18 protein-coding genes and 1 pseudogene are annotated in these 24,453 nt (G+C 70.2%); 10 read left to right on the top strand and 9 right to left on the bottom strand.

All coding sequences use genetic code 11. The annotated features are described in order from the left end of the window. Nucleotides 1-47 precede the first annotated feature (47 nt). From IF29_RS0113610 to IF29_RS0113625, 4 genes are all read left to right on the top strand, one after another. A complete protein-coding gene (locus IF29_RS0113610) occupies nt 48-1,319 on the top strand; it encodes an aspartate kinase (RefSeq protein ID WP_030253815.1) in 1,272 nt (423 codons plus the stop codon). 340 nt (nt 1,320-1,659) lie between these two features. Then, entirely contained in the window at nt 1,660-2,250 is a 591-nt protein-coding gene (locus IF29_RS0113615) for a SigE family RNA polymerase sigma factor (RefSeq protein ID WP_084714108.1), read from the top strand. Further along, the gene (locus IF29_RS0113620) at nt 2,247-3,770 is read left to right on the top strand and encodes a hypothetical protein (protein ID WP_030253819.1); all 1,524 of its coding nucleotides are present in this window, start codon (nt 2,247-2,249) and stop codon (nt 3,768-3,770) included. The genes IF29_RS0113615 and IF29_RS0113620 overlap by 4 nt, the downstream gene beginning before the upstream one ends. 74 nt (nt 3,771-3,844) lie before the next feature. Further along, on the top strand, nt 3,845-4,648 hold the full coding sequence (locus tag IF29_RS0113625; RefSeq protein WP_030253821.1) for an SURF1 family protein: 804 nt from the start codon (nt 3,845-3,847) through the stop codon (nt 4,646-4,648). On the opposite strand, the gene IF29_RS0113630 is transcribed toward IF29_RS0113625, so the two are convergent. Further along, nucleotides 4,575-6,125 (bottom strand): MFS transporter, encoded by a 1,551-nt coding sequence (locus IF29_RS0113630; RefSeq protein ID WP_084714111.1) that lies wholly within the window; start codon nt 6,123-6,125, stop codon nt 4,575-4,577. The genes IF29_RS0113625 and IF29_RS0113630 overlap by 74 nt on opposite strands. A gap of 235 nt (nt 6,126-6,360) precedes the next feature. Here IF29_RS0113630 and IF29_RS44840 point away from each other — a divergent pair, with 235 nt between their 5' ends. Then, a complete protein-coding gene (locus IF29_RS44840) occupies nt 6,361-6,954 on the top strand; it encodes a DUF4232 domain-containing protein (RefSeq protein WP_051725273.1) in 594 nt (197 codons plus the stop codon). 182 nt (nt 6,955-7,136) lie between these two features. Further along, nucleotides 7,137-8,453: a hypothetical protein gene (locus IF29_RS0113640; RefSeq protein WP_157623722.1), complete on the top strand. Its 1,317-nt coding sequence runs from the start codon at nt 7,137-7,139 to the stop codon at nt 8,451-8,453. A gap of 59 nt (nt 8,454-8,512) precedes the next feature. Here the strand turns inward: IF29_RS0113640 and IF29_RS43495 are convergent, their stop codons facing one another. Beyond that, complete coding sequence (locus IF29_RS43495; protein WP_051725275.1) at nt 8,513-9,397, bottom strand: helix-turn-helix domain-containing protein; 885 nt, start codon at nt 9,395-9,397, stop codon at nt 8,513-8,515. A gap of 179 nt (nt 9,398-9,576) precedes the next feature. Continuing rightward, nucleotides 9,577-10,404, bottom strand: a complete 828-nt coding sequence (locus IF29_RS0113650) for a nucleotidyltransferase domain-containing protein (protein WP_030253831.1) — start codon at nt 10,402-10,404, stop codon at nt 9,577-9,579. 144 nt (nt 10,405-10,548) lie between these two features. Between IF29_RS0113650 and IF29_RS0113655 the strand changes: the two genes are divergently transcribed. Both IF29_RS0113655 and IF29_RS0113660 read left to right on the top strand, forming a co-directional pair. Then, nucleotides 10,549-11,238 (top strand): M24 family metallopeptidase, encoded by a 690-nt coding sequence (locus IF29_RS0113655; protein WP_030253833.1) that lies wholly within the window; start codon nt 10,549-10,551, stop codon nt 11,236-11,238. A gap of 131 nt (nt 11,239-11,369) precedes the next feature. Further along, nucleotides 11,370-12,173 carry a L,D-transpeptidase family protein gene (locus IF29_RS0113660; protein WP_084714116.1) on the top strand — a complete coding sequence of 268 codons (804 nt, stop codon included), beginning with the start codon at nt 11,370-11,372 and terminating at the stop codon, nt 12,171-12,173. Between the two features lie 21 nt (nt 12,174-12,194). Here IF29_RS0113660 and gltX read toward each other — a convergent pair whose 3' ends face one another. From gltX to IF29_RS0113675, 4 genes and pseudogenes are all read right to left on the bottom strand, one after another. Beyond that, nucleotides 12,195-13,559, bottom strand: coding sequence for a glutamate--tRNA ligase (gene gltX, locus IF29_RS0113665; protein WP_030253836.1), 1,365 nt, complete (start codon nt 13,557-13,559; stop codon nt 12,195-12,197). Between the two features lie 148 nt (nt 13,560-13,707). Beyond that, complete coding sequence (locus IF29_RS47545; protein WP_232242138.1) at nt 13,708-14,781, bottom strand: beta-propeller fold lactonase family protein; 1,074 nt, start codon at nt 14,779-14,781, stop codon at nt 13,708-13,710. 18 nt (nt 14,782-14,799) lie between these two features. Beyond that, nucleotides 14,800-16,206: pseudogene (locus IF29_RS47550) on the bottom strand (alkaline phosphatase family protein); the annotation flags it as partial. Nucleotides 16,207-16,363: 157 nt separating this feature from the next. Then, a complete protein-coding gene (locus tag IF29_RS0113675; protein WP_030253840.1) occupies nt 16,364-16,834 on the bottom strand; it encodes a hypothetical protein in 471 nt (156 codons plus the stop codon). A gap of 368 nt (nt 16,835-17,202) precedes the next feature. On the opposite strand from IF29_RS0113675, the gene argS reads away from it, so the two are divergent. Then, nucleotides 17,203-18,975, top strand: a complete 1,773-nt coding sequence (gene argS / locus IF29_RS0113680; protein WP_030253842.1) for an arginine--tRNA ligase — start codon at nt 17,203-17,205, stop codon at nt 18,973-18,975. A gap of 8 nt (nt 18,976-18,983) precedes the next feature. Here the strand turns inward: argS and IF29_RS0113685 are convergent, their stop codons facing one another. Next, nucleotides 18,984-22,721, bottom strand: coding sequence for a hypothetical protein (locus IF29_RS0113685; RefSeq protein ID WP_157623723.1), 3,738 nt, complete (start codon nt 22,719-22,721; stop codon nt 18,984-18,986). A gap of 182 nt (nt 22,722-22,903) precedes the next feature. Between IF29_RS0113685 and IF29_RS45965 the strand changes: the two genes are divergently transcribed. Then, complete coding sequence (locus IF29_RS45965) at nt 22,904-23,080, top strand: hypothetical protein (RefSeq protein ID WP_157623724.1); 177 nt, start codon at nt 22,904-22,906, stop codon at nt 23,078-23,080. 410 nt (nt 23,081-23,490) lie between these two features. On the opposite strand, the gene IF29_RS45970 is transcribed toward IF29_RS45965, so the two are convergent. Next, nucleotides 23,491-24,165, bottom strand: a complete 675-nt coding sequence (locus IF29_RS45970; RefSeq protein ID WP_157623725.1) for a hypothetical protein — start codon at nt 24,163-24,165, stop codon at nt 23,491-23,493. Nucleotides 24,166-24,453: the final 288 nt, after the last annotated feature.

Genomic DNA, 24,453 nt, shown 5'->3' on the forward strand with positions numbered 1-24,453 from the left:
ATGCCACCAGACATATGTCGCAGTACCGGAAGATTCGAGGAGCGCACGTGGGCCTTGTCGTGCAGAAGTACGGCGGCTCCTCCGTCGCTGATGCCGAGGGCATCAAGCGCGTCGCCAGGCGGATCGTCGACACCAAGAAGGCCGGCCATGAGGTCGTCGTCGTGGTGTCCGCGATGGGTGACACGACGGACGAGCTCATCGATCTCGCGGAGCAGGTGTCACCCTTCCCTGCCGGCCGCGAGCTCGACATGCTGCTGACCTCCGGAGAGCGCATCTCCATGGCCCTGCTGGCGATGGCGATCAAATCCCTCGGCCACGAGGCCCAGTCGTTCACCGGGAGCCAGGCCGGGGTCATCACCGACTCTGTCCACAACAAGGCGCGCATCATCGATGTGACGCCGGGCCGGATCCGGACCGCGCTGGACGGCGGCAACATCGCGATCGTGGCCGGCTTCCAGGGGGTGTCCCTGGACAGCAAGGACATCACCACCCTGGGCCGCGGCGGCTCCGACACCACCGCCGTCGCCCTGGCGGCCGCGCTGAACGCCGAGGTCTGCGAGATCTACACGGACGTGGACGGCGTCTTCACCGCCGACCCCAGGGTGGTCAAGCGTGCCCGCAAGATCGATGAGATCGGCTACGAGGACATGCTGGAGCTGGCCTCGTCCGGCTCCAAGGTGCTGCTCGCCCGTTGCGTCGAGTACGCCCGCCGGTACAACATGCCCATCCACGTGCGGTCGTCCTTCTCGGGGCACGTCGGCACGTGGGTCCGTAACAAGCCCACAGAAGGGGGCGAAATGGAGCACGCCATCATCTCCGGGGTCGCCCACGACACGTCGGAGGCCAAGGTCACCGTCGTCGGCGTGCCCGACAAGCCGGGCGAGGCGGCGCGGATCTTCCGTGCCATCGCCGATGCCGAGATCAACATCGACATGGTGGTGCAGAACGTCTCCGCCGCGTCCACCGGGCTGACCGACATCTCCTTCACCGCGCCCAAGACCGAGGGCCGCAAGGCCATCGAGGCGCTGGAGCGGGTGCAGGAGGGCATCGGCTTCGAGTCGCTCCGCTACGACGACCAGATCGGCAAGATCTCGCTGGTCGGCGCCGGGATGCGGTCCAACCCGGGGGTCACCGCGACCTTCTTCGAGGCGCTGTCGGCGGCGAGCGTCAACATCGAGCTGATCTCCACCTCGGAGATCAGGATCTCGGTGGTGACCCGGGCCGACGACGTCAACGAGGCGGTCCGCGCCGTGCACTCGGCGTTCGGCCTGGACAGCGAGAGCGACGAGGCGGTCGTCTACGGCGGCACCGGCCGCTGAGGCAGCCGCCCGCAGCACCGGCGGGCAGTACCGACGAGCAGCACCGGCCCGCTCCTGATCCACGGACTCTGATCCACAGACCAGGGGCGGGCTTTGTGTCGGTTGGGAGTAGGCGCTGACGCGACCGCCACCGCCCCGTACCGTTGGACCGAGCCGTTGGAACGGCACGGGACGCCATGAGCAACGACGCCGGGGAGGGCAGCGGGATGAGTGGGCTGCTGCCCTTTTGCAAGCAGAACGGCCACAACCGGCACAGCCCGTACAACCATCCAGAGAAGTTGTACGTCCAACTGTCGTGGCGCAAACAACGGGGAATGTACTCACGGTCCGGGGCGGCCTCATGACCGCGCCGTTTCCCAATGTCCGCCGCACGGTCGAGCAGGTGGTCGAGAGCGCCGTCGACCGGGCCGGGCAGGCCGCCGCGGCGGTGGCCGCCGAGGGCACCAGCGTCGACCAGCTCACCGAGACCTACCAGGCCCACTACCGTTCGCTGCTGGGCCTGGCCGCGATGCTGCTCGACGACACGGCCTCCTGCGAGGACGTGGTCCAGGAGGCCTTCATCCGCGTGCACGCCGCCCGCCGCCGGGTGCGCGACCCCGAGAAGACCCTGGCCTACCTGCGGCAGACCGTCGTCAACCTGTCCAGGTCCACGCTGCGCCGCCGGATCATGGGGCTGCGGCTGCTGCCGAAGCCGATGCCGGACATGGCCAGCGCGGAGGAGGGGGCGTACGACGCCCTGGAGCGCGACCAGTTGCGGAAGGCGCTGCGAGGGCTGCAGCGTCGGCAGCGGGAGGTGCTGGTGCTGCGCTACCTGGCCGATATGACGGAGGCCCAGGTCGCGGACAGCCTCGGCATTTCGATCGGATCAGTGAAGGCATACGGTTCGCGGGGCCTGGCGGCGCTGCGGATCGCGATGGAGAGCACGTCATGAGCACCATCAGGGACCGGAACGGGGACGCGAACGGGGACCGCGAGGGCCCGGAGTCCGGTACGGACGAGCAGCCACGGAGCATTTCGCCCCAGAACATTCCGTCGCAGGGCATTCCGCCCCAGGGCACTTCGCCCCAGAGCAGCAGCCCCGAGCCCCACGCCCGGGTCCGGGTGGTCCGTCCCGGTGGGGGCATCGCCGGGGCCCCGCCGATGCCGGTCGCACCCCCCACCGCGCTCCCGCCCTGGCTGGACCCGGCCACCGCGGCCGGTCCGGCGGCAACCGGTCCGGCTGCGGGTCAGTCGGCATCAGGACCCGCAGCAGCGGGATCGTCGGCAGCTGGTCCCGGGCGGGCAGGTTCCGCCGGCACCGGCCTCCGCTCGGGGGCCTCCCGCGACGCCCTCGATCCGGATCCGCATCTGGCCCCCGACGAGCGCGAGGTGCGCGAGCTGCTGCACCGTGCGGTCGGCGGGCTCCAGCCCGCTCCCGGCGCGCTGGAGCAGCTGCGCCGGGCCGTGCCCCGGCGGCGGCAGCGCCGTCGGCGGATGTACGGTTCGGCCGCCCTGACCGCGGCGGTCTGCCTGATCGGTGGTCTGGCGCTGCACTCGGCGGTCGGCTCGGTGCTGTCCGTGTCGGGTCCGGAGACCGCACAGAGCTACGGGAACACCGCCAACGACCACACCGCCTCTGGCGGAGCCGGGATCAGTTCCAGCCCCAGCTACTCGTCGCTGCTGCCCCCGAGCCTGGGCTCCGGCGGATCGCTCGGCGGCGGCACCTCGGGGATCGGCAGCACCAACGCCGTCTCCCCGGTACCGGGCTCCCCGGGCAGCGGACGGCTGCAGCCGTCCGGCCAGGCCTCGGGCAACCGGGGCTCCGTCACCGCCCCCTCCCCCGGCGCCCCGACCCTGCCGCCGTCCCCCACCCTCACCGGCGCCTCGTCGCTGGCGGCCTCGGCCTCGGCCGCCGCCACCCCCGAGTGCCTCCAGTCCCAGCTCGGGTCGGGCTCCGCGACCGTCGGCGCCGCGGACTCCTCCGGGATCGTCTACGGCACCTTCCTGGTCACCAATGTCTCCGCGAAGACCTGCGTGGTCTCGCAGCCGGGCACGGTCGCGGTGCTGTCGGTCAGCGGCACCGACCCGTCCTGGATCACCGTCACCCAGCACACCGCGACTGACCCGGCCGGCGGCCTGCCCGCCCCGGACCCCACCCCGGCGCCGGTGCTGCTGGCCCCGGGGAAGTCGTACGCGGTCGGCTTCGCCTGGGTGCCGACGACCGGTGCGGGCGCGCCGAGCTGTGCCACCGCCAGTCCCAGCGCCTCGGCTTCGACCGCCGGGACCACCAGCGGTGACACCGCAGCGCTGGGCACGGGTTCGCAGTCGAACGACCCCACCGGCACCACCGGGCAGCCGTCGGTGGTGCTCGGGCACACCCCCGGCGTCGGGGGCAGCGCAGTGTCGGTGGTCGTGCCGAACGCCTGCGCCGGCACGGTCTACCGGACGGCGCAGCTGGCCACAGCGGGCTGAGCGCACAGTCGGGGGCCGGTCGGAGCGGCCGCGGCCGCTCTGGTTACCGTGGTGTGGTGCTGCAACAACGAACGATGGGATTCCTGCTTACCCCCCGCTGGCTGGGCATCAACCTGTTCGCCCTGGTGGCGATTCCGGCGTGCATCTGGCTCGGCGTCTGGCAGCTGGGCCGTTTCGAGCAGCGCACCCACGCGGGCGAGCACCGCAGCGCCGCCGCGCTCGCCGCGGCGGACCGGTCCGTGCCGCTGGCTCCGCTGCTGAAGGGCGCGGACGCGCAGACCGTGATCGCCAGCGACGTGGGCCGGGAGATCACCTTCACCGGGACCTACGACACCGCGCACCAGCTGCTGGTTCCGCAGCGCACGGTCGACGGGAAGAGCGGCTACTACGTGCTCACCCCGCTGCGTCCGCAGGGCGGCGGCCTGCCGGTCGCGGTCGTCCGCGGGTGGACGGCGAGCGCCCTCTCGGTTCCGGCCGCGCCCACCGGGCTGGTCGACCTGCGCGGACGGCTGCAGACCTCGGAGGACGCGAGCACGCCCGAGGTCATCAGCAGCGGCAACCTGCCGGCCGGACAGGTGGGCATGATCAGCCCGTCCACCCTGGTCAACCTGCTGCCCTACTCGGTCTACGACGGCTGGATCGCCCTGGACCCGGGCAAGGGCGGCAACGGCGCCGCGGACGGCACCGACGGGCTCACGGCGGTCCCGACGTACCAGCCCTCCGGGGGCAACGGACTGACCCTGCAGGCGTTCCAGAACCTCGGCTACACCTGCCAGTGGTTCGTCTTCGCCGGGTTCGTGGTCTTCATGTGGGCCCGCTTCGCGCGCCGGGAACTGGAGCTGGCCCGGGACCGCGCCCTCGGCCTCGCCGGGGCCTGACGCAGGACGCCAGCGCCAGCAGGGCGAAGCCCAGCAGCACCAGCACCGCAGCGCGGGTTCCGTCCGGGCCGGGGACCAGGTGCAGGGTCAGCGTGACCGCGGCCACGCCGAGGGCGGTTCCGACGCTCCGGCCCATATTGACCATGCCGCCGCCGGTGCCGGCCGCGGACTGCGGGATCGCCCGCATGACCAGGGTGTTGTTGGCGGGGGTGAAGACCCCGAGGGAGAGCCCGAGCAGGCCCAGCGGCAGCGGGAGGACCGCTGCGGTCGCCGGCAGTACGGCCATCAGCGCCAGCGCGGCCACGCACCCGGAGATCCCGACCGCGGACCGGACCCGGTCGTCCCAGCTCGACGGCAGCAGCCGTTCGGACAGCGTGGCGGCGAGCGCGAAGCCCAGCGGCAGCGCCGTCAGCACCAGCCCCGCGAACAGGGCGGAATCCCCCCGGCGGCCGAGCTCCACCGGCACCAGCACCAGCGGGCCGAACAGCACGAGGTAGCCGCAGAGCCCGCTGAACAGGCCCGGGGCGATCCCGCCGGGGCGCAGCAGCCGCAGGTCCAGCAGCGGCGCCGCGAGGCCGGACTGGCGCTGGACGAAGGCCCGGCCGGACCACACGGCCGCCGCGAACAGCACGGCGGCGGTCCACAGCGGCAGCCCGAGCCCGGAGCCGACGGACAGGGCGAGCAGTGCGGCGGTGCTGGCGGCGGCGAGCAGCAGCACGCTGTAGCCGTCCACGCCCGAACCGCCGGTGCGGTTGGGGTGGCTGGTGCGGCCGGGGTTGCCGGGGTCATCGGGGCCACCGGCGCCGCCCGAACGCTGCCGGGTGCGCGGCAGCAGGAAGTGTCCGGCGAGCAGGGCGAACACCCCGACCGGCACATTGACCAGGAACACCCAGCGCCAGCCGATGGTGGCGACCAGTGCCCCGCCCACGGTGGGTCCGAGGGCCAGGCCGACCGCCTGCCCCGCGGCCTGCATGCCGAGCGCCGAGCGCATCCGTCCGGGCGGGGCGCTGGTGGTGACCAGGGCCACGCTGTTGGCCTGCATCAACGCGGCGCCGAGGGCCTGGACCACCCGGAACGCGACCAGGGCGGCGAGGCCGGGCGCCAGCCCGCAGGCCGCGGAGGCCGCGGTGAACACCGCGAAGCCGTACAGGTACATCAGCTTGCGGCCGTGGGCGTCGGAGAACCGGCCGGCCGGGACCAGCAGCGCGACCAGCGCCAGCAGATAGGCGAGCGAGACCCACTCGACGGCGGCGGGTCCGGCGTGGAACTGGTGGCCCAGCGACTGGTAGGTGAGGGTGACGATGCTGGCGTCGAGCTGGCCCATGAAGGCGCCGAAGCAGACGGTCGCCACGGCGAGGCGCCAGGCCCAGGGCCGGTTCCTGAGCCGGTCCGGGCGCGGGCGCTCCTGGGTGAGCAGGTCCCAGCCCCGGGGTATCGGCCCCGGGGGCAGCGGGCTGAGATGGCTGCCGCTGGTCATGGGGTCGGCCCGGGAGGAGTCATGGATCCAGCTTATATCGGTGACAGACATATTCGTAGAGCGATGTGTTCTGCCCCAGACTCATCCGCTGTCGATACCGTGCGATGATCACCGGATGATCGTGCGCCGCCCTGCCCGCGCCCCCGCCGCTACGCCTGGTGCCCTCACGACTGGTGCCCTCAGGCCTGCTGCCCCTAGGCCTGTTGCCCTCGCGACCGCTGTCCTCACGCTCGCGGTGACCGCTCTGCTCTCCGCCTGCGCCGGCGCGGCGGGTACGCCCGGATCCGCCGATGCAGCCGGAGGATTCTCGGCCCCCGACACCTCCCCGCTGCCGACCTCGGGCCAGTACGGGGTCGTGTCTGCGTCGCCGAGCGTCACGGCGACGCCGGTCTGCCCGGCCTCCGGCATCCGCTTCGAGACCGGGGAACCCGACGCCGCGATGGGCCTGCGGGCGGTGACGATCCGCCTGGTCGACTGCGGCACCCGCCCCTACAAGCTCGACGGCTACCCCGGCATCCGGGTACTGGACCAGGACGGAAGCCCGCTCACCGTCGCGGTCAGCCACGGCTCGGAGGCGATCTCCCGCGTCGACAGCTTCGACCGGCCCGCCGAGCCGCTGACCCTGCAGCCGGGCGAACGCGCCGAGTTCGGGCTGATCTGGCGCAACACGGTGACCGACGCCACCGTGGTCGCCGCCGACGGCGCCTCCGTGGAGATCACCCCGGCCCCCGGACGCCCCGCTCAGACCTTCACCCCTGGCTACACCATCGACCTGGGCAACACCGGGAAAATCGGAGTGAGCGCCTGGCACCGGGCCCAGGGCGGTTGACTGGGGTAGGGCCGTTCGCGGTAATCCCGGGCCGCCCGTACGGGTGACGTCGTCATGTCCTGCGGGCCGCTGATCGGATCGTCGGCTAGGCAGGGAGGGACTGAAGACCCACCTGATGCCGGAACGGACTGATCACCTTGCCCTTCACCATCCGACGAGGAGTCAGCAGCCTTGCTGCTGCGGTGCTTGCAGCAGTACTGGTGCCGATGGCGGCATCGCCCGCCTTCGCCTCGGGGTCCTCCTACGGTGAATGGGCAACCGGTTCCCTCACCGTACCGGCCCGGGGCTTCCCGGCCGCGACGGTGACGACCACGAGCAGCAACACGCTCATCCCGTCCGGCGCCAGCACGTACCTCAACCAGGACACGCCGTTCGGTGCCGAGTACGGCAGTTCTCGGAACCACAACTACATCGCCCTGCGCACCGCCGCCGGGCTCCAGCCGTCGGTGACCACCCTCGACTTCGCCCATGCCACCCCGGTGGGCTGGGGCTTCGCCCTGGGCGACGTGGATGCGGACCATGTGAAGGTCGAGGCCACCGGGGCCGACGGCGCCCCGCTGACGGCCGCGCAGCTCGGCTGGCAGGGGACCTTCAACTACTGCCAGGGCTCCCCGAGGCCGTCCACCTGCACCGGCAGCGGTCCCTTCACCGACCTGCCGCACTGGGACGCCGCGACCACGACGCTCATCGGCAGCAACACCGGTGACACCAGCGGCGCCTCGGGGTGGCTGCGACCCACCGTGCCGGTCAAGTCGCTGACGCTCACCTTCAGCGTGCAGAGCGGCATCCCGATCTACCAGGTCTGGGTCGCCACCAAGACGGTCGACATCAGCGGCAGGATCACCTCCCCGTGCGGGCAGCCGGGACGGACCCAGGTGCGACTGCTCGACAGCAACGGCGACCCGGTCCTGGACTCGGCGGGTCAGCCCATCACCGCGATGTCGCGCCCTGACGGCGTCTACGGCTTCTCCGACCTGGCCGCCGGCTCCTACCGGGTGGCGGTCCAGGTCCCCGACGGCTTCACGGCCACCTCGACCACGGTGAACGCCGACGCCACCGCCGGGGACGTCAGCAATGCCGACTTCGAACTGAACTGCGCGCCGGTCATCGAGCCCGAGATCCCGATCATGCGGATCAGCCAGCGCGTCGTCATCCCGATCCTCCCCACCGTCGAGCCGCCGGTCATCATCACTGAGCCGCCGGTGCTGGGGACGGTGACCGAGGACCCGACGAATCCGGAATTCCTCATCTACGTGCCCAAGAAGGGCGCCTCCGGTACCGACTCCTTCATCTACAAGGCGAAGAGCAGGAAGACCGGCAAGCCGGTGTTCGTCAAGGTGACCGTCAAGATCCCCAAGCCTCCGGCGAAGCCCCGTCCGAGCCTGGCCGCGTCCGGCGCGAACGAGGACGGCCTCGGCCTGGCGCTGGCCCTGGGCTTGACCGGCGCCGGTGCACTGGTCGTCGCCGGCACCCGGACGGCAGCCCGCCGCAGGCGCTGATCCGACCCGCTCCCGGACCCTTGGCTTCCCGGTGAAGCCGAGGGGCCGCGCTGCGCCTTCTACACGGTTATCGGAGTCGCCGCCGGGCGCAGCGCCGCTCTGACCCTGGCCGCCCCGCGCGCTGTCGCGGCCGCGCCCCCGCCGACGGCCACCACCCGGGGGCCGAGGCCCGCGCAGGGACGGCAGATTCCGGCCCGGGGGACCGGATCGCTGCACCTGCCGCACTCGTACCGTCGGGCCACCACCGTGTCCGGCGGCGGTACCGGCGGTGGCGCGGGTGGCAGCTTCCGGACCAGCCGGTCGCGCAGCAGGGCGACGGCGGAGTGCACCTGCGCCGGCAGGCCCGGCAGCAGGGCCTGGGCCAGGTCCTGCTGGGTGCAGCCGCGTTCCAGCCACTGTGCCACCAGCGGTGCGAGTGACGCCGCCTCAGGAACGCCGAGCCGCAGCCGTGGTTCGGCGCGTACCACCCGGAACAGAAGTGCGACGGCGGACGGCTCCGCGCCACCGCGCTGCGGTTGCTGCGGCTTTTTTGGTCGCGGAGCAGCCTGCGCCGGGAGGGCGGGTTCTTTCTGACGGTTCTTTTCAGGGAGGGCGTCAGGGATTCCGGTGCCCGCCGAACCGGGACCCGGACGGGTGGGAGCCGGTCCGACCTGCTGAGGGGTGTCCCAGGCGTGCGCCACGCTGAGGATCGTCCCGCCCTCCTGGCGGACCTTCTCGACCCGGTAGTAGCCGAACTCCGTCAGTTCCTTGAGCGCTCTGGCGACCGCCCCGCGCCCCTGCGGGCTGCGGTCGGCCATCTGCCGTCCGTCCTCGCGCCAGCCGTCCGGCCGCGAGAGCAGGTCCGCGAGCAGGCCCCGGGCGGTGTAGCTCAGCCGCCGATCCTGGAGGAACGCGTTGGGGAGAACGGTGAAGCCGTGCGCGGGACGGCTACGATGAATGTGCATGGGAGGTTGTGCTCCTGGTGCCGGACCCCGGGGTGTTGGCGCACCGCCGGGGTCACCAATTCATGGTGAGATCTCGGACGATAGCTCACAATCCGGGTCGGTCGCCATCGAACAAACGTGAGTATGACTAAGCGTCAAATTGACGAATGGGGCACTGAGTTCACCGGCCCCGGCTCAGCTCAACCCCGAGTTGTCTTCATTCCGTGGACAGCTGCGTACTCGGCCGCCAGCCAGGGGCCGAGGTCGTCGATCAACAGGGCCAGCACGGCCGGGTCGGCGGTGGGTGTGCGGGCGGTGGCCGCCGCCAGACGCATCTGCTCGGCGCGCTCCGGGTAGTAGCGGCCGAAGACCTCGGCGGAGCGGGCGAGGTCGCTGGTCCACCCGCCCCAACGGGGCATCACCAGGGTGAGCCCGCTGCGGACGATGCGACGGGAGACGCCTCGGCCGAGCGCCCGGAGCCGGTCGCCGTCCGTGCCGGCGGCGTCCCGCCGTTGGCGCCAGCCGGGGAGCGCGAGGCCCAGGTCGCCGTTGGTCTCGCGGGCCAGCAGGGCGGTGGGGCGGTAGCGGGGCAGGTGGTCGGCGAGATCGTCGCCGAGCAGGGGGGTGCACAGGCAGGCGACGAACCAGCCCAGGTCATGGCGCTCCAGCTCGCTCAGCAGCGTGCTGGCGCTGAAGAGCAGCACGCCGACCCCGTTGACCTGCGGAAACGCACTGTCGATGGCGGCTTCGAGCTCGTCCGCCGCGGACCGGTCGTCCTTGCCGGGCTCGCGGCGCAGCGCGATCAGCAGGTCGAGGTCGGACACGCCGGGGGCCGCGGTGCCGCGCGGAATGCTGCCGTAGAGGTAGGCGCTGTGCAGCTGCCGGTCGCTGTCGGGGCCGCCACCGCCGAAGACCTCGCCGATCAGCGTGCGCGCGTAGTGCACCACCGGCGCGAACTCCTCCTGCACGCGCCCGAGGGAGCCCTCCCGGGCGATGAATCCGTCCTCGTCCAGCCCTTCAGCAGTCATGCACGCACTCTGCCCCGGTTGTGCCACCCGGGCGAATCCATTTCCCGATCGCCGACCCTACTGGCCTGACCTGGGACAACAGCCCCGCAACCCGCTCCCGAACCCCGTTGCCGGGACGTAGGCGGGGCACATAGGGTCGCCCGTATGTCGGATGAATCCACGCGCGTGGCGCGGCTGCTGGACGCCCAGGCCAAGGCAGCCGACCTGTTCGCCGAGATCGAGAAGCGCGGTCTGGTCGCGGCGGGCCGGGGCGAACGCGAGGTGAGCGACCGCATCCGTGACCTCGCCAACGAGATGTTCGGCACGACGCACTACTGGCACAAGCGGATCGTGCGATCCGGGGCCAACACCCTCCTGCCGTACAAGGAGAATCCACCGGACCGCGTCATCGCTGCCGACGACATCGCCTTCGCCGACTTCGGACCGATCTTCGAGGAGTTCGAGGCCGACTTCGGGCGGACCTTCGTCCTCGGCGACGACCCGGTCAAGCACCGGCTCAGGAACGACCTGCCGGAGGTCTTCGCCGCCGGCCGCCGCGCCTTCGAAGCCGATCCGGACACCACCGGCAAGCAGCTGTACGCCGTGGTGGAACAGCTGGCGGCGCAGGCCGGTTGGGGGCTGGGCGGTTGGCACGCAGGCCACCTGGTGGGCGAGTTCCCGCCCGAGAACGACGAGTGGGCTGACGCCGAGGCGCACATCGCCCCGGCGAACGACACGCCGCTGCGCCGCGTCGACCGCGCCGGCCGGCGCTGCCACTGGATCCTGGAGATCCACCTGGTCGACCTGGAACGGGGCTTCGGCGGCTTCTACGAGGAACTGCTCGACCTCGGCTGAACTCCGCCGCGAGCAGGGGAACCGCGGGTCGGCCTCCGAGCGTCGGTCAGCAACGGTGTGCCCTGACGATCTGCGTCCCGCGTCCGGCCCCCGAGGCATCAACTTCCGCCCCAGCGAAGGAGTACCGCTCGATGTCCGCACAGTCCGGCCGCCGTCTCCGCCCCCGCACGCCCTTCCGGTACCGGACGGTCGCGGTCGCGGCCGCCACCTCGCTGGCCGGCCTCACCTGCGCACTGTTCGGCGGCACCATGGCGCAGGCGGCCACGGTGCCGGCCCTGGCTGCCCCCGTACCCGTGACCTCGTACCCGCTCGCCCCGCTGCGGCCACCGGTGCTGCCGTTCCCGGTCGCGGTCACGGTCGGCAGTGCCACCGAGGTGATCACGGTCAAGGCCAGCGGTTCCCACGCGACCGTGACCGCCTGGCAGTTGAGCAACAACGCCTGGCAGGCCGTCTACTCCACCAGCGGTGCACGCATCGGCGCGAACGGCATCACCAACGGCGCGACCCGGGTGCAGAACACCAACACCACCCCCACCGGGACGTACACCATCACCCAGGGCTTCGGCGTCGGCGCCAACCCCGGCACCGCCATGCCCTACCACCAGGTCAACACCCACGACTGGTGGGTCGAGGACCCGACCTCGGCCTACTACAACCAGATGCGCACCGACACCCTGGGCGGCTTCCACCTCACCCAGTCCGGCGCCGACGGCAGCGAGCACCTGATCGAGTACCCCACCCAGTACCACAACGCCCTGGTCATCAACTTCAACATGAACCCCGCCGTCAAGGGCCGCGGCGCCGGCATCTTCCTCCACGACCTCGGCCCCCAGGCCGGCCCCACCGGCGGCTGCGTCGCCCTCCCGGCGACCGTCATGACCGAGATCATCCAATGGATCAAGCCCACGGCCCACCCCGTCATCGCCATCGGCTGACCCGTCGGGCGCAGGGATTCCCTAGGCGGCCAGACGTCCCAGGGCTGCGTCGATCCGGGCGAGGACCCGCTCGCGACCGAGTGCCTCAAGTGACTCGAACAGGGGGAGTCCGACGGTGCGGCCGGTGGTTGCGACGCGGATCGGGGCCTGGGCCTTGCCCAGCCTCAGGCCGTTGGTCTCGCTGACGGCCGTCAGCTCGTCCTTGATCTTCTCGGCCTGCCACGTCGTGCTCTCCAGCGCCTCCCGCGCGCCACGCAGGATGTCGGCCGCGCCCGGCTTCATCGCCTTCGCCCACGCGGCCTCGTCGTGCACCGGCTGGTCCAGGAAGAGGAAGTCGACGTACGCGGTGATCTCCGAGAGCACCGTGATGCGGGTATGTGCGAGCGGTGCGACCGTATCGAAGACCGCCTGGTCGAACGCCTCCGGCGACCACGGCGCGTACGGGGCCCTGAGCCAGGGCGCGCAGGCCGCCGCGAATTCGGCCGGGGCCAGGGCACGGATGTACTCGGCGTTGAACGCCGCCAGCTTCCTGACGTCGAAGAAGGCCGAGGACCCGTTGACGGCCTTGATGTCGAACAGCTGCTCAAGCTCGGGGTAGGGGCGGATCTCGCGGTCCTCGCCCGGCCCCCAGCCCAGCAGCATCAGGTAGTTGACCATCGCCGCAGGCAGGTACCCCTCGGCCAGGTAGTCCTCCAGCGCGACCTTGTCGCGGCGCTTGGACAGCTTCTGCCGCTTCTCGTTCACGATCACCGGAAGATGCGCCCAGACCGGCGGCTCCGCCCCCAGGGCCTGCCACAGCAACTGCTGCTTGGGGGTGTTCGACAGGTGCTCCTCGCCGCGGATCACCGCGGTGATGCCCTCGTCGAGGTCGTCGACCACGTTCGCGATCAGGAACACCGGTGAGCCGTCGCCCCGCGCGATGACGAAGTCCTCGATCGCGGCATTGGGGAAGGCGGGCTCGCCCCGGATCAGGTCCACCACGACCGTGCTGCCCTCGTCGGGCGTCCGGAACCGCAGCGCCCGTCCGGCCTCGTACGCCAGGCCGCGGTCGCGGCAGAAGCCGTCGTACCCGAGCTGGGCGGAGCCGGTGCGCTCGGCGAGCTGCTCGCGGGTGCAGTCGCAGTAGTACGCGCGACCGGCCGCCAGCAGTTGAAGCCCGGCCTCGCGGTGCCGTCCGGCGTTCTCGGACTGGTAGTAGGGCCCCTCGAAGGCCGGGTCCGCGTCGCTGATGCCGATCGCCGCGAGCGCTCCGATGATCCCGTCGATCCACTCCGGCCGGTTGCGCGCCGCGTCCGTGTCCTCGATCCGCAGCACGAAGGTTCCGCCGGACTGTCGTGCCACCGCCCAGTTGTACAGGGCCGAACGGGCTCCGCCGACGTGGAACATGCCGGTCGGGGAAGGGGCGAAGCGAACGCGGACGGGAGCGGCAGACATGGCGGAAGCCTACCGATTCGTGGAAGCGCGGAGGCCCGGCCGTAGACGATCTCGGCCGGGCCTCTGAGCCTCCGGGCTTCCGGAAGTGGGAGCGTGGGGGCTAGGCGACGATCAGGCCGGTCGGGCCGGTGGTCAGCCCCAGGGCTGTGCTGCCCAGGAACTCCAGGGACTTGGCGTCGATCGCGTCGATCGTGGCCGAGGCGTTGGTGGCGACCCAGATGGTGGAGGCGGTCGCGGTGACCGTCGTCGGGACGTGCTTGACGCCGACGGTGGCGATCACCCGGTCGTGGGCCGCGTCGATCACCGAGACGGTGTCGTCCTTGGAGTTGGTGACGTACACCCGCGAACCGTCGGGGCTGACGGCGACCTGCCACGGGGTGCGGCCGACCCGGACGCGGTTCAGCACCCGGTGGGTGCGGGTGCTGATCACCGACAGGGTGTTGTGCCAGGTGTTGACCACGTACAGCCGGGTGCCGTCCGGGTGCACCGCGACGCCGTTGGACTCCCCCTGGTCGGCGAGCAGGGTGCGCTGCTTGCCGGTGCCGGTGTCCAGCACGGACAGGCCGTCGTAGCACGAGACGTAGAGGGTCCTGCCGTCCGTGCTCGGCGCGATGGAATGCGGGGTGTCCCCGGTCGTCCAGGTGGCGGTGACCTTGTCGGAGGCGGTGTCGATGACCGAGAGGGTCTGCGAGCCGCCGAAGCCGGTGTCCGGTCCGGTGTTGGCGACGTAGACGCTGCTGCCGTCCGGGGAGGTCGCCAGGCCGTGCGGGTAGGGGCCGACCGCGATGCTCTCGGTGATCGCGCCCTTGGCGGTGTCGTAGACGGTGACCGCGTTCTCGCCCGAGTTGCTGATGTAGAGCTTGCCGCCGTCGGCCGTCTTCGCGAGGCCGTAGGGGCTCACCCCGGCCCTGATGCTGGCCACCAGCTGCCGGGTGGCCGCGTCGATCACCGCGAGGGTGAAGCTGACCACACCGACGGTGTAGACGTGGGTGCCGCTGGTGGGCCCGGTGCTGGGGACGGCTTCCTGGATACCCGGGAAGACGGTGCCCGCGGTGCCGTTCGGGAAGTCCGAGCGGTGCGTCGTGGCGTTCTCGACGATGCGGCTGACGGCGTACGGGCGGGTGCCGGCGAGCGCCTTGGGCTCGGTGGCGGGTGCCGCTGCGGGGACCGGCACGGCCTTGGCACCGGTGGTGTCCTGGTGCGGGGGAGTCTGGTCGGCGCCGGGGATCGTGGTCGGCGGGAGCGTGGCGACCTCGTGCTCGGCGGCCCAGAACTGCGCTTTGGTGTTCGGCAGCTTCGGGAACGGACGGGGCTTGGCGAAGCCGAGGGCCGAGGTGAGGTCGCCGAAGGTCTTCCGGCGCCAGTCGCTGATGTTGGGCTCGCGCACCCCGGTGATCCGCTCCAGGAAGCGCAGCACCGAGGTGTGGTCGAACGGCTCGCCGGCGACGTAGCCGCCCTGGGTCCAGGGCGAGACGATCAGGCAGGGAACCCGGACGCCGGCGCCGATTGGCACCCCGCCGACGAACTCGTCCGGCGTACCGGCCGGCGGCATCGGCGGGACCATGTGGTCGAACAGGCCGTCGTTCTCGTCGTAGTTGATGATGAAGACGGTCTTGCGCCACACCTCGGGGTTGGCCGCGATCGCGTCCAGCTGGCGGGCCAGGAAGTCGGCGCCGGCCGCCGGGGTGTAGTCGGGGTGCTCGCTCTGGCCCGAGGTCGGGATGATCCACGAGACGGTCGGCAGGCGGTCGTTGACCGCGTCCCGGGCGAACTGGTCGGCCGGGCCGATGGTCAGGCCGTGCTCGTAGAGCGCGTCGCCGGGCTTGGAGTCCTGGAAGGACTGGAACCACTCCAGCGGGTTGGTCGCGTAGTCGTCCTCCTGCTGGTAGACGTGCCAGGAGACACCCGCCTGGGTGAGGCGCTCCGGGTAGGTCGTCCAGCGGAACGGGGAGGGGATCACGTTGCTGGTCACCGGGCCGCCGGCCAGACCGTTGGGGTCGATGGTGCCGGTCCAGTGGTACAGGCGGTTGGGCCAGGTCGGACCGAGGAGCGAGCAGAAGTACGCGTCGCAGACGGTGAACGACTCGGCCAGCGCGAAGTGGAACGGGATGTCGTCGCGCTTGTAGTAGCCCATCGTGTACGGGCCGTTGGCCTGCCCGTCGGCCGCCCGGTGGGCGGGCAGCCACTGGTCCATCCGGCCGCCGTTGACCGCCGCGTGCTGCACCGCCCAGGCGTGGCTGGTCGACGGGATCGCCTGCGAGCTGGTGCTCTTGGTGTCGAGGTGGAACGGCAGCAGGTAGCCGTCCGGGTTGACCGTGTCCGGCTGGTAGAACACCGACCGTCCGGTGGACAGCGTCACCGCGTCCGGGTCGTCGAAACCGCGGACCCCGCGCAGGGTGCCGAAGTAATGGTCGAACGAGCGGTTCTCCAGCATCAGGATCACGACGTGCTCGATGTCGTCGATGGACCCGGGGCCCGGACTCTTGGCCGACTCCGCCATCGCCCGCTGCAGGTTCGGCGGAAGCAACGTCGCCGCCGCCGCGGCGCCGCCGACACCGAGCGTGGATTGCAGGATCCGCCTACGCGAGAAATCAGCCATGTCACCCTCACTGCTGGAGATTGTGAACGGCCATCACGACACACCACCCGGTCGTACGTCGGGAGAGACGGAGCTGGCGCCCGCCTCAATGTGTCGTGAACACGAAGGATTCCGGCGGGCTGGTCGAACGCCTGCGGGCGGCGCGTGGCGCTGCCCGTCAGGGACTCTCGAGCCGGTTGTTCCGCCCTTGGAGCGACGCGTTGTAGCCGACCAGGGTCATCCCCGATTCGGCGGTCCTGGCGGGGACCATGACCTGATCCTGATCCGGGAACAGAAGACCGTAAGTGCTCTGCCCCAGTGGCACGTTGGGAACTTTGAATGCGAAATTGCATGCACCCGTGGTCAGGTCCGAGGACTCAGGGTCGCCCGTGCTGAGCTTCCCGGTGCCCAGCAGCTTGCCGCTGACGTCGAAAACCTTCACCGGCGCCCCGGGCACAACATCGCCCGAACCATTGACCGGCGTGCCCTCGCATCCGCCGTGCCCATTGGGGACCATCCCGAACGCCATCAGCCTCCCGGTGAACGGGAATTCAGTCCCTTCGCCCTGCTCCGTCCACACGATGGTGCCCGCTACCGCCACCGTGATCACACCTGCTATCACGATCCATTTCCCCCTCATGCGCGACATGATCGCACACCGTGATCGGCCCCAGCAGGCCAATATCTGACGGTCATTCATCGAATCTCACGAGCCGGCGACCCACGGCGTTCCGTGTCTTGTCCGGCGGGGGAGGGGCCGGGTCATCCAGTCCGACGGGATCGACACGCTACTCGGCCCCAGGACCGACATCGGCAAGGTTGATCCAGTTCGGCAGGCCAGAGCCACCACTGTGTGCCGAGGCAGGGGACATATCGGTGGAGCCGGAGGAGTCATCCGCCCTAACCTGTGGGCGGTGGGGGTGCGGGCCACTGACCAAGGCCAGGGCTTTTGCCCAGAGAGCGGCTCCGCCGACCCACACTCAGTCATGTCTTCTCATGGAAGCGGCCAAGCAGCCCATGCCCACGGTTCCCTCGCTCGCTGCAGCTGTCCGCCGGCGCGTCGCCGACGCCATCCTCGCCGCTCTTCCCGAGGGAGAGGTTCCGGCGTCCGTGGACCCCCAGCTGCGACGAAGCGACCGAGCGGACTTCCAGGCCAACGGCATCCTCGGGCTGGCCAAGCAGCGCAAGGGTAATCCGCGTGAGCTCGGCGCCCTCGTCCTGGAGCACCTGCACGACGACGATGTGATCGCCTCAAGCGAGCTGTCCGGGCCCGGGTTCCTGAACCTGACGATCGCCGACCCCGCGATCACCGCCCGGGTCGCCGTCCGCTCGGCCGACCCCCGTCTCGGCACGCCTGCCGTGGAGCGGTCCGGTACCACGGTCATCGACTACAGCCAGCCCAACGTCGCCAAGGAGATGCACGTCGGGCACCTGCGCTCGACTGTCATCGGCGACGCGCTCGCCCGGATCCTGGAGTTCGGCGGCGAGAAGGTCATCCGCCGCAACCACATCGGAGACTGGGGCACGCAGTTCGGCATGCTCATCCAGTTCCTCGTCGAGCACCCTGACGAGCAGGACGAGACGGCTGCCGACGCCGGCACGGACGGCCCGTCGATGTCCCGGCTCAACCGGATCTACCGCGCTTCGCGTGCCAAGTTCGACAGCGACGAGGAGTTCGCCGACCGGGCGCGCGAGCGCCTGGTCGCCCTCCAGGCCGGCGATCCTCAGACCCTGGCCGTCTGGCAGGAGATGGTGGAGGAGTCCAAGCGCTACTTCGAAGCCGTCTACGCGCGCTTGGACGTTCTGCTGGAGGACGCCGACGCGGTCGGCGAGAGCGCCTACAACCCGGTACTCGCCAAGGTGTGCGAGGACCTGGAGTCCTCCGGTGTCGCCGTGCGCTCCGAAGGCGCGCTGTGTGTCTTCTTCGACGACATCAAGGACCCCGAGGGCAAGCCGCTGCCCCTGATCGTCCAGAAGAGCGACGGCGGCTACGGCTACGCGACCACCGACCTTGCCGCGATCCGCGACCGGGTGAACGTCCTGGGCGCGGACCGGATGCTTTACGTCGTGGACGCCCGCCAGGCACTGCACTTCCGGATGGTCTTCGCCGCCGCCCGCCGGGCCGGATGGCTGCCCGATCGGGTGGAGGCACTGCACCTGCCGTTCGGCACCGTCCTGGGCAAGGACGGGAAGCCGTTCAAGACCCGCTCGGGCGACACCGTGCGTCTGATGGACCTCCTCGACGAAGCTGTCGACCGCGCCCGAGCCGTCGTTGCCGAGAAGAGCCCCCACCTCGGGGCGGAAGAGCTGGAGGTGCGCGCCCGCCAGGTCGGCATCGGCGCGGTCAAGTACGCGGACCTGTCGACATCGCGGACCCGCGACTACATCTTCGACGCGGACCGCATGGTCTCCCTCTCCGGCGACACCGGCACCTACCTTCAGTACGCCAACGCCCGCATCCAGTCGATCCTGCGCAAGGCACCCGAGGGCGTCACGCCCGCTGCGCACGCCGAGATCGCCCTGGAGCCGGCCGAGCGCGCCCTGGGCCTGCTGCTGGACGAGTTCGGCGAGACTCTCGCCCAGGCTGCCGAGGTCTACGAACCGCACCGCCTGTGCGCCTACCTCTACGCGGTGGCCTCGACCTTCGCGACCTTCTACGAGAAATGCCCGGTGCTCAAGGCCCCCAGCCAGGAGGTCACCGAGAACAGGCTCCTGTTCTGCCGACTGGCTGGACAGACCCTGACCAGCGGCATGAACCTTCTGGGCATCACCGCCCCCGAACAGCTGTAGGACGACTATCACGGCCGCCGACGGCTGATGCCTTGATAGGTGAAGACGATGTCGCGGACCCGCTCTACGGCCTGCGGGGCCACGTGTGCCAGCGCCGGGAGAGCAGCGCGCCAGCCGCCCTCTTCGAGCGCTGATCGAGCGAAACCGGCCGCAGTATCCAGAGACCCGTCAGCGTCAGGTGGTGCGACCAGGAGGGCGAGAGGGTGGAGGAGCTTCTGCAGCTCGCTCTGGGCCGAATACGACATCGATCGAAAGCCCATCTCTGCCCGGCTCAGGTAGCCGGCCACAGCAGCGAGTGCGACGGCCCGGCCGAATGGGACGGGGGTATCGAGTGCTGCGCGGCGGGCTCCCTCAATGTCCCCGAACGCGGCGCGCGCGATCGCCAAGGCCCCACAGTCCCGATGTTCCGGAGGGACGTTCTGCAGGGACCGTTCCACTCGGTCGAGCAGTTGCAGGGCCGGCTCCCGTTGCCGGTGCGATTCCAGGATTGCGACGGCCAACTGGTCCTCGTTCTCAAGGGCGGCGATGCCATTCGACGACCATGTCTCATCGATGGCTTGTTCGATCCGCTCTGCGCACTGTTCGTCGGCGTCCGCGATGGAGACCAGCAGCAGGACCAGTTCGCAGATCTTCCCTCCGGGCTTCTCGTCCCCGGTCATCAGACGTTCGCGCTGCGTGTCCACGAGGCGGACCGCGCCCTCCAGATCGGTGAACCGGAGGGCTGCCGCTACCGCGGTGGTCGCTCGGGCGGCCGCCGCTGGCTTGGCGAGGGCGATCTCCTCGACGAGGGCCAAGGCGGCCTCTCGGTCGCCGGCGCGGGCGAGCGCCTGAGCTGCCGCCGCCTGCGCCGTGATCACGTCATCACCTGGGGAGCCTGCGAAGATGCTGAAGTTGCCTGCGCCGTCCAGTCCGCGCGAGATTTCCGCTGCCTCGAGCGCCAGCCGATGCGTGTCGGGCAGGTTTCCCGCCGCAGCCGCTTCGATCGCGACCGCCGCCAGCGCCAGCACTCTCCGCAGCGGATCGACCAGGCTCACGGCGAGCACTTCGGCATCGGCAAACCGACCCACGGCGGCCAACGGCTGGGCGAGCCTGTCCAGGTCGGTCTCCCATCGGTGCCATACCGGCGAATCCTGCTCGGCGGTCGCCTCGCCGAGCAGCCGCTCCGCCTCCTCTCTCACGCCCTCCCGTGCGAGCTGGACGGCCTGCCGCGCCGCCGACTCCGCCGGCCCGGCATTCGAACCAACGAGCCCGTCGAAGGCACTTGACCGGATCACCGAACCGAACACACCAACCCGCAGTTCCGCGGGCACACCCGCGGCCAAAGCACGGGCTCTTTCCACCTCCCCCACTGCGGCGAGCGCGTCGACCGAAGTCCCCACGGCGATCTCCAGGTCGACACGGTCGAGAGGTTCATCACGCGTCGAGGCATCAGGGCCCGACACGGCGTCCTCGATTTGCTGCGCCGACTGCAGCGCGAGCTCCACAGCTCGTTCGGGCCGCGTACTGCACAGAGCTTTCGCAGCGCAGGCGCGGACGTAGGAGGAGGGGAGCCCCCGCAACGGAAGGGAGCCAGCGTATTCGCTGATCTTCGCGTACATCTCGGCCTCCCGCGCCGGGGTGGCGGCGCTTGCGATCGCCGCCCACGCCGTGATCGGTGCAGCAGGATCCGGGAGCCGCTCGACCTGCACCTCCCCGGCGATCCTCTGCGCGCGCTCGAGCAGTTCCTCTGCAAGCGCGACCGACCGAGGCCGGACGGCGAGCGAAGCCCTGGAGAACACCACACACAGATTGCCTTTGGGCGCCGCCCAAGGTCGGAGTACCGCCAGAAGCTCGAGTCCCTCGTCATCCTGGCCGACCGTCAGCAAGGCCACCGCGGCGTCGCCTGCGGCAACGTCCGCCTCGAACTCTTCCCCGATGTCTGCTTCGAGTCGGGCCCGGCGTGCCAGCGCCGCGGCCTCCTGGGCCGCCTCGACCGCGGTCGACGGGTCGACCTCCGCCAGAACACACGCTAGCTCGGCAAGACGCTGGGCGCGGTCAGCCGGGTGAGCGGCCGCGCGCGCCACCTCCAGCGCGCGCTGGACATGGCCCAGGCGAGCGAGAGCCTCGGCCAGGCTCGGCGGCAGCGCACCCGCGCCCTCGGTGAGCACGTCCCACGAGACCCCGAGCGCCGCCAGTGTCCCGAGGTCGACCTCACCGCGTTGGCGGAGACGTTGGCGCGTCAGCTCCAGCTGGCCGACGGCGGCATCAGCGGACGACCGCCGGAGCAATTCGACCTGCCGACGCGGATCCAGGACGACGTCAGCCAGCCGCCCTACCTCGTCCGTGCGGTCGAGCAGCGCCGGGTACGAGTACAGGAGATAGGCCGGAGTATCCGTCGGCCAGCCCGCTTCCCGGTACTCCTCAGCCCAGTTGTGCAGCAGCTGCACGGCCTCGCTTACGGCACCCTCGCCCAGCCCAGCCAGAGCAGTCCGGTACAGCTCGTCATGCCCCAGGACATAGGTGCGCGCATCGGCGTCCAGATCCGGCCCAGGACGGTAGCTGCTCTTCTCAGCCACGAAGTTGCGCCCGGTGATGCGGTGCAGCTTCACGTCGATGTCGCGTGGCCTCACGCCAGTCAGGCACGCCAGGTCCGCACCGGAAAGCCCGCCCTGAGCGACCGTGAGGAGGCTCAATAGCGCGCTCCCGACCCGGTCGTCCAGGAGCTCCTCAAGATCCTGCGTCGCCATGGACCTGATGACCTTCGCGTCGGCCGACGACGCGAGCAGGCGGACGATCTCCGGGTACCGGAGCGGATGGTCAACTGCGACCTCGTCCGGGATCCGCGGGTTCGGCCGGCCCGAGACCAGGACGAGCATGCCGCGCGGGAGCCTCTTCGGCAGCACTCCGGCGATGCTCCGCCCGGTTTCCACGACACCCTCGTCCAGGCCGTCGACGACCAGAAGCAGGCTCCGGCCCCGCGCGCGGCAGGCCGCCGCTGCGTCGGCGCACAGACCGGGAAACGCCGCGGGCCGACGCATCTCCCTTGTCATCTTCAACCCGGCCACCACGGCCAGCTGCCTCGCGACCCCGTCCAGAAACGCGCTCCGGTCGTTGTTCGCAAGGCGGCGGCCGATGAAGTAGCTCACGACCTCCACCGAGTCCGACGGCTTGCCGCGCACCACGAAGTCCGCCAACAAGGCCGTCTTCCCGGCCCACGGCCCCGCCTGCCACCACGCGTACCCCGACCCGGCGCCGCCCTCGGCCGCGGTGCAGAACGCCAGAAGCTCCGCCAACTCCTCCTCGCGGCCGATCAGCACATCGGAAAGGACGTTCTCCCTAACCCACAGGTCATGCTCACGGAGAGCACGGTCGTCCTCCCTCACGCCCTCCAGGTGCGCTGCGGGGTAGGTCGGAACGCGTTCGTCAGCCTTGGCAGCTTGTGGCGGCCGGCCGCCGCGGTTGTTCTGCTTCTCGGCCTGTGCGTCCTCCAGCAGCTTCTTCCACCGGCTCCGAAGCAACCCTGCGGGGGTGGGACCCTTCGGCGGTGCGACCCGTCCGTTGAGGTAGTCGATCAGGGCGAAAAACGCCTTGCTGTTCCCCTTCGACGGCGCGCTCTTCCCACGCATCCAGTCGCTCAGCGTCGAGCGCTTAACAACGTCCTTCATCCCCGGGATCCGGAGCAAGCCGTTGCGCACGGGGCGGCCGGCCGCCTCCCACAACGCCGTCAACGCCTCGCCGAGCGCCTCCACGGCCGAACCGGCCACCATCCCCTCCTCCACCCCTAAACCGCGACCGGAACCCTCCGGAAAGTCCGCAACGTCGCGCTGACCAGCGTAGTCATCAGCCTAACCAGCAGTAGGAGATCGCCGGAAACCCACCGGACGCCAGAGGGTTCAACCACACACCGGCGAACAAGCGCAGGTGTGCCTCAGCAAAGGAGATCGTGGCCGTGACCACGCTACCCACTCTGCTCGCCTCTGGTGCCGCTCTCGCCGGCATCACCCGCACCGTCCAGTGCGCCGCAGTGCTCTCGCTCGCGGCGCTGTCCGTCCTCGCCCGGAACCCGCAGCGACGCCGCGACGCCCGACGGACCCTGGCGCTCCTCCTGCGCCGACGCTCCAGCTGATCTTCAGCGTTGATGGGCTGCCCGACCTCGATCGGGCAGCCCATCAGCGTTGCCTCTGCGGTGCTGCCGTCGCAAATGTCAGGTGGAGACGCGGGGTATGCGGAGCGCGGACAGGGCCGGGCGATCGATCGGCAGGATGTACTCGGGATGGATATCACTATACGATCCACAATCCGTGCTGGTGGGATTGGAGTGCCGCCCCCGTGATCAATGGCACCGCAAGATCCTGCGAGCACACCGCGTCAATGGCCACGTTCACATGGGCGACAGCGGAGTACGACCTAAATTGGAACATTGTCGAAGGAGTCGACTGCCCGAAGTGACCGTTCGCGACTCGCTCCCGCCAGGGTGTCCGATGGAGAGGCGGGTCCGCATCGGACGCCGCCTTGACGGATCTCGCGGTGCATCACCTACGTCGACAGCTGAACAACCGCCTCGTAGTAGTTCCCAATCTTGTACTGGTAGCTAGGCGTCCAAATGTCGCTCTGTGGCTTCGAGTGATCCAGATCCGGATCCCACAATGCGGAGTGCGGGGTTCCGTCGTTGTCGCAGTCGATGCTGATCGTGAGCTGCTTCAGGTACTTTCGAAATGGCATTCCAGAGTTGTCGGTCCAGAACTCAGCCCAGACCATTCCACAACCCGGCGCCAAGTTCTGAAACACTACAAAGATCCCTACTTTGACTCGCTTGCCCTGAACGTCAGCGAATACCGATGTTGCCTGCAGCCTATGGGGCTTCACGCGCCCTGGCGTATTGTTGAAACAACTGAAGTCGTGCCACCCTACGGGCGGGTCACGGTGCGGGTCTGCATCGACGGGGGCTTCGGATTCCGGGGGAATCCCGTCGCTTGTCGTTGTTGTTGCCCGCAGAGTGATGGCTGGCTGCGGTTGAGGCGAAGGTGGCTGCTCGCCGTTCGTTTGGGAGCAGGTGGATCCGTTGCCGCAATTGAAACTGTGATCCTGCTCCTTGCTCCCCCCAGAGGTGGCAAACAGGGCGATAGCGGCGATGAGAGCCGCCACTACTGTGGCCGCGGCTCCGATAACTGCCACTCGTACAGCCGGACGCACCGGGGTCAGCCGTGCCACCGCTCCTCCTTGGATTTCCAGGAACATCGCAGCGCCGCCGCGACTGCTGCCTGGCCCGGGTCGCGTAAGTCGGCCGCGAGCGTGAAGTAGTCCATGGCGACTGATCGTTCCAGTCAGCCTGCTGCCACGTCAGCCAAACCGGCCACGCAACGCAACCCCGATGTTTCGCGACGATCCGTTGGTCAGCGTTTTCCACTCTCAGGCTGACGTGGCAAGGTGGAGTGCGAGGACTGCCTTCACGATGGCGGTGATGCGGGTGGTACTGCGGCGGAGCGCAGGAGGCGTCAC

It is taken from the genome of Streptacidiphilus jeojiense, assembly GCF_000719095.1.
GTDB lineage: Bacteria > Actinomycetota > Actinomycetes > Streptomycetales > Streptomycetaceae > Streptacidiphilus > Streptacidiphilus jeojiensis.

Excerpts from the sequence above, each read along its gene's own strand:
- IF29_RS0113615 (WP_084714108.1), top strand. The coding sequence starts at position 1,660 with ATGACCGCGCCGTTTCCCAATGTCCGCCGCACGGTCGAGCAGGTGGTC.
- IF29_RS0113620 (WP_030253819.1), top strand. The coding sequence starts at position 2,247 with ATGAGCACCATCAGGGACCGGAACGGGGACGCGAACGGGGACCGCGAG.
- IF29_RS0113625 (WP_030253821.1), top strand. The coding sequence starts at position 3,845 with ATGGGATTCCTGCTTACCCCCCGCTGGCTGGGCATCAACCTGTTCGCC.
- IF29_RS0113630 (WP_084714111.1), bottom strand. The coding sequence starts at position 6,125 with ATGACCAGCGGCAGCCATCTCAGCCCGCTGCCCCCGGGGCCGATACCC.
- IF29_RS43495 (WP_051725275.1), bottom strand. The coding sequence starts at position 9,397 with ATGCACATTCATCGTAGCCGTCCCGCGCACGGCTTCACCGTTCTCCCC.
- IF29_RS0113650 (WP_030253831.1), bottom strand. The coding sequence starts at position 10,404 with ATGACTGCTGAAGGGCTGGACGAGGACGGATTCATCGCCCGGGAGGGC.
- IF29_RS0113655 (WP_030253833.1), top strand. The coding sequence starts at position 10,549 with ATGTCGGATGAATCCACGCGCGTGGCGCGGCTGCTGGACGCCCAGGCC.
- IF29_RS0113660 (WP_084714116.1), top strand. The coding sequence starts at position 11,370 with ATGTCCGCACAGTCCGGCCGCCGTCTCCGCCCCCGCACGCCCTTCCGG.
- gltX (WP_030253836.1), bottom strand. The coding sequence starts at position 13,559 with ATGTTCCACGTCGGCGGAGCCCGTTCGGCCCTGTACAACTGGGCGGTG.
- IF29_RS0113675 (WP_030253840.1), bottom strand. The coding sequence starts at position 16,834 with ATGTCGCGCATGAGGGGGAAATGGATCGTGATAGCAGGTGTGATCACG.
- argS (WP_030253842.1), top strand. The coding sequence starts at position 17,203 with ATGCCCACGGTTCCCTCGCTCGCTGCAGCTGTCCGCCGGCGCGTCGCC.
- IF29_RS0113685 (WP_157623723.1), bottom strand. The coding sequence starts at position 22,721 with ATGGTGGCCGGTTCGGCCGTGGAGGCGCTCGGCGAGGCGTTGACGGCG.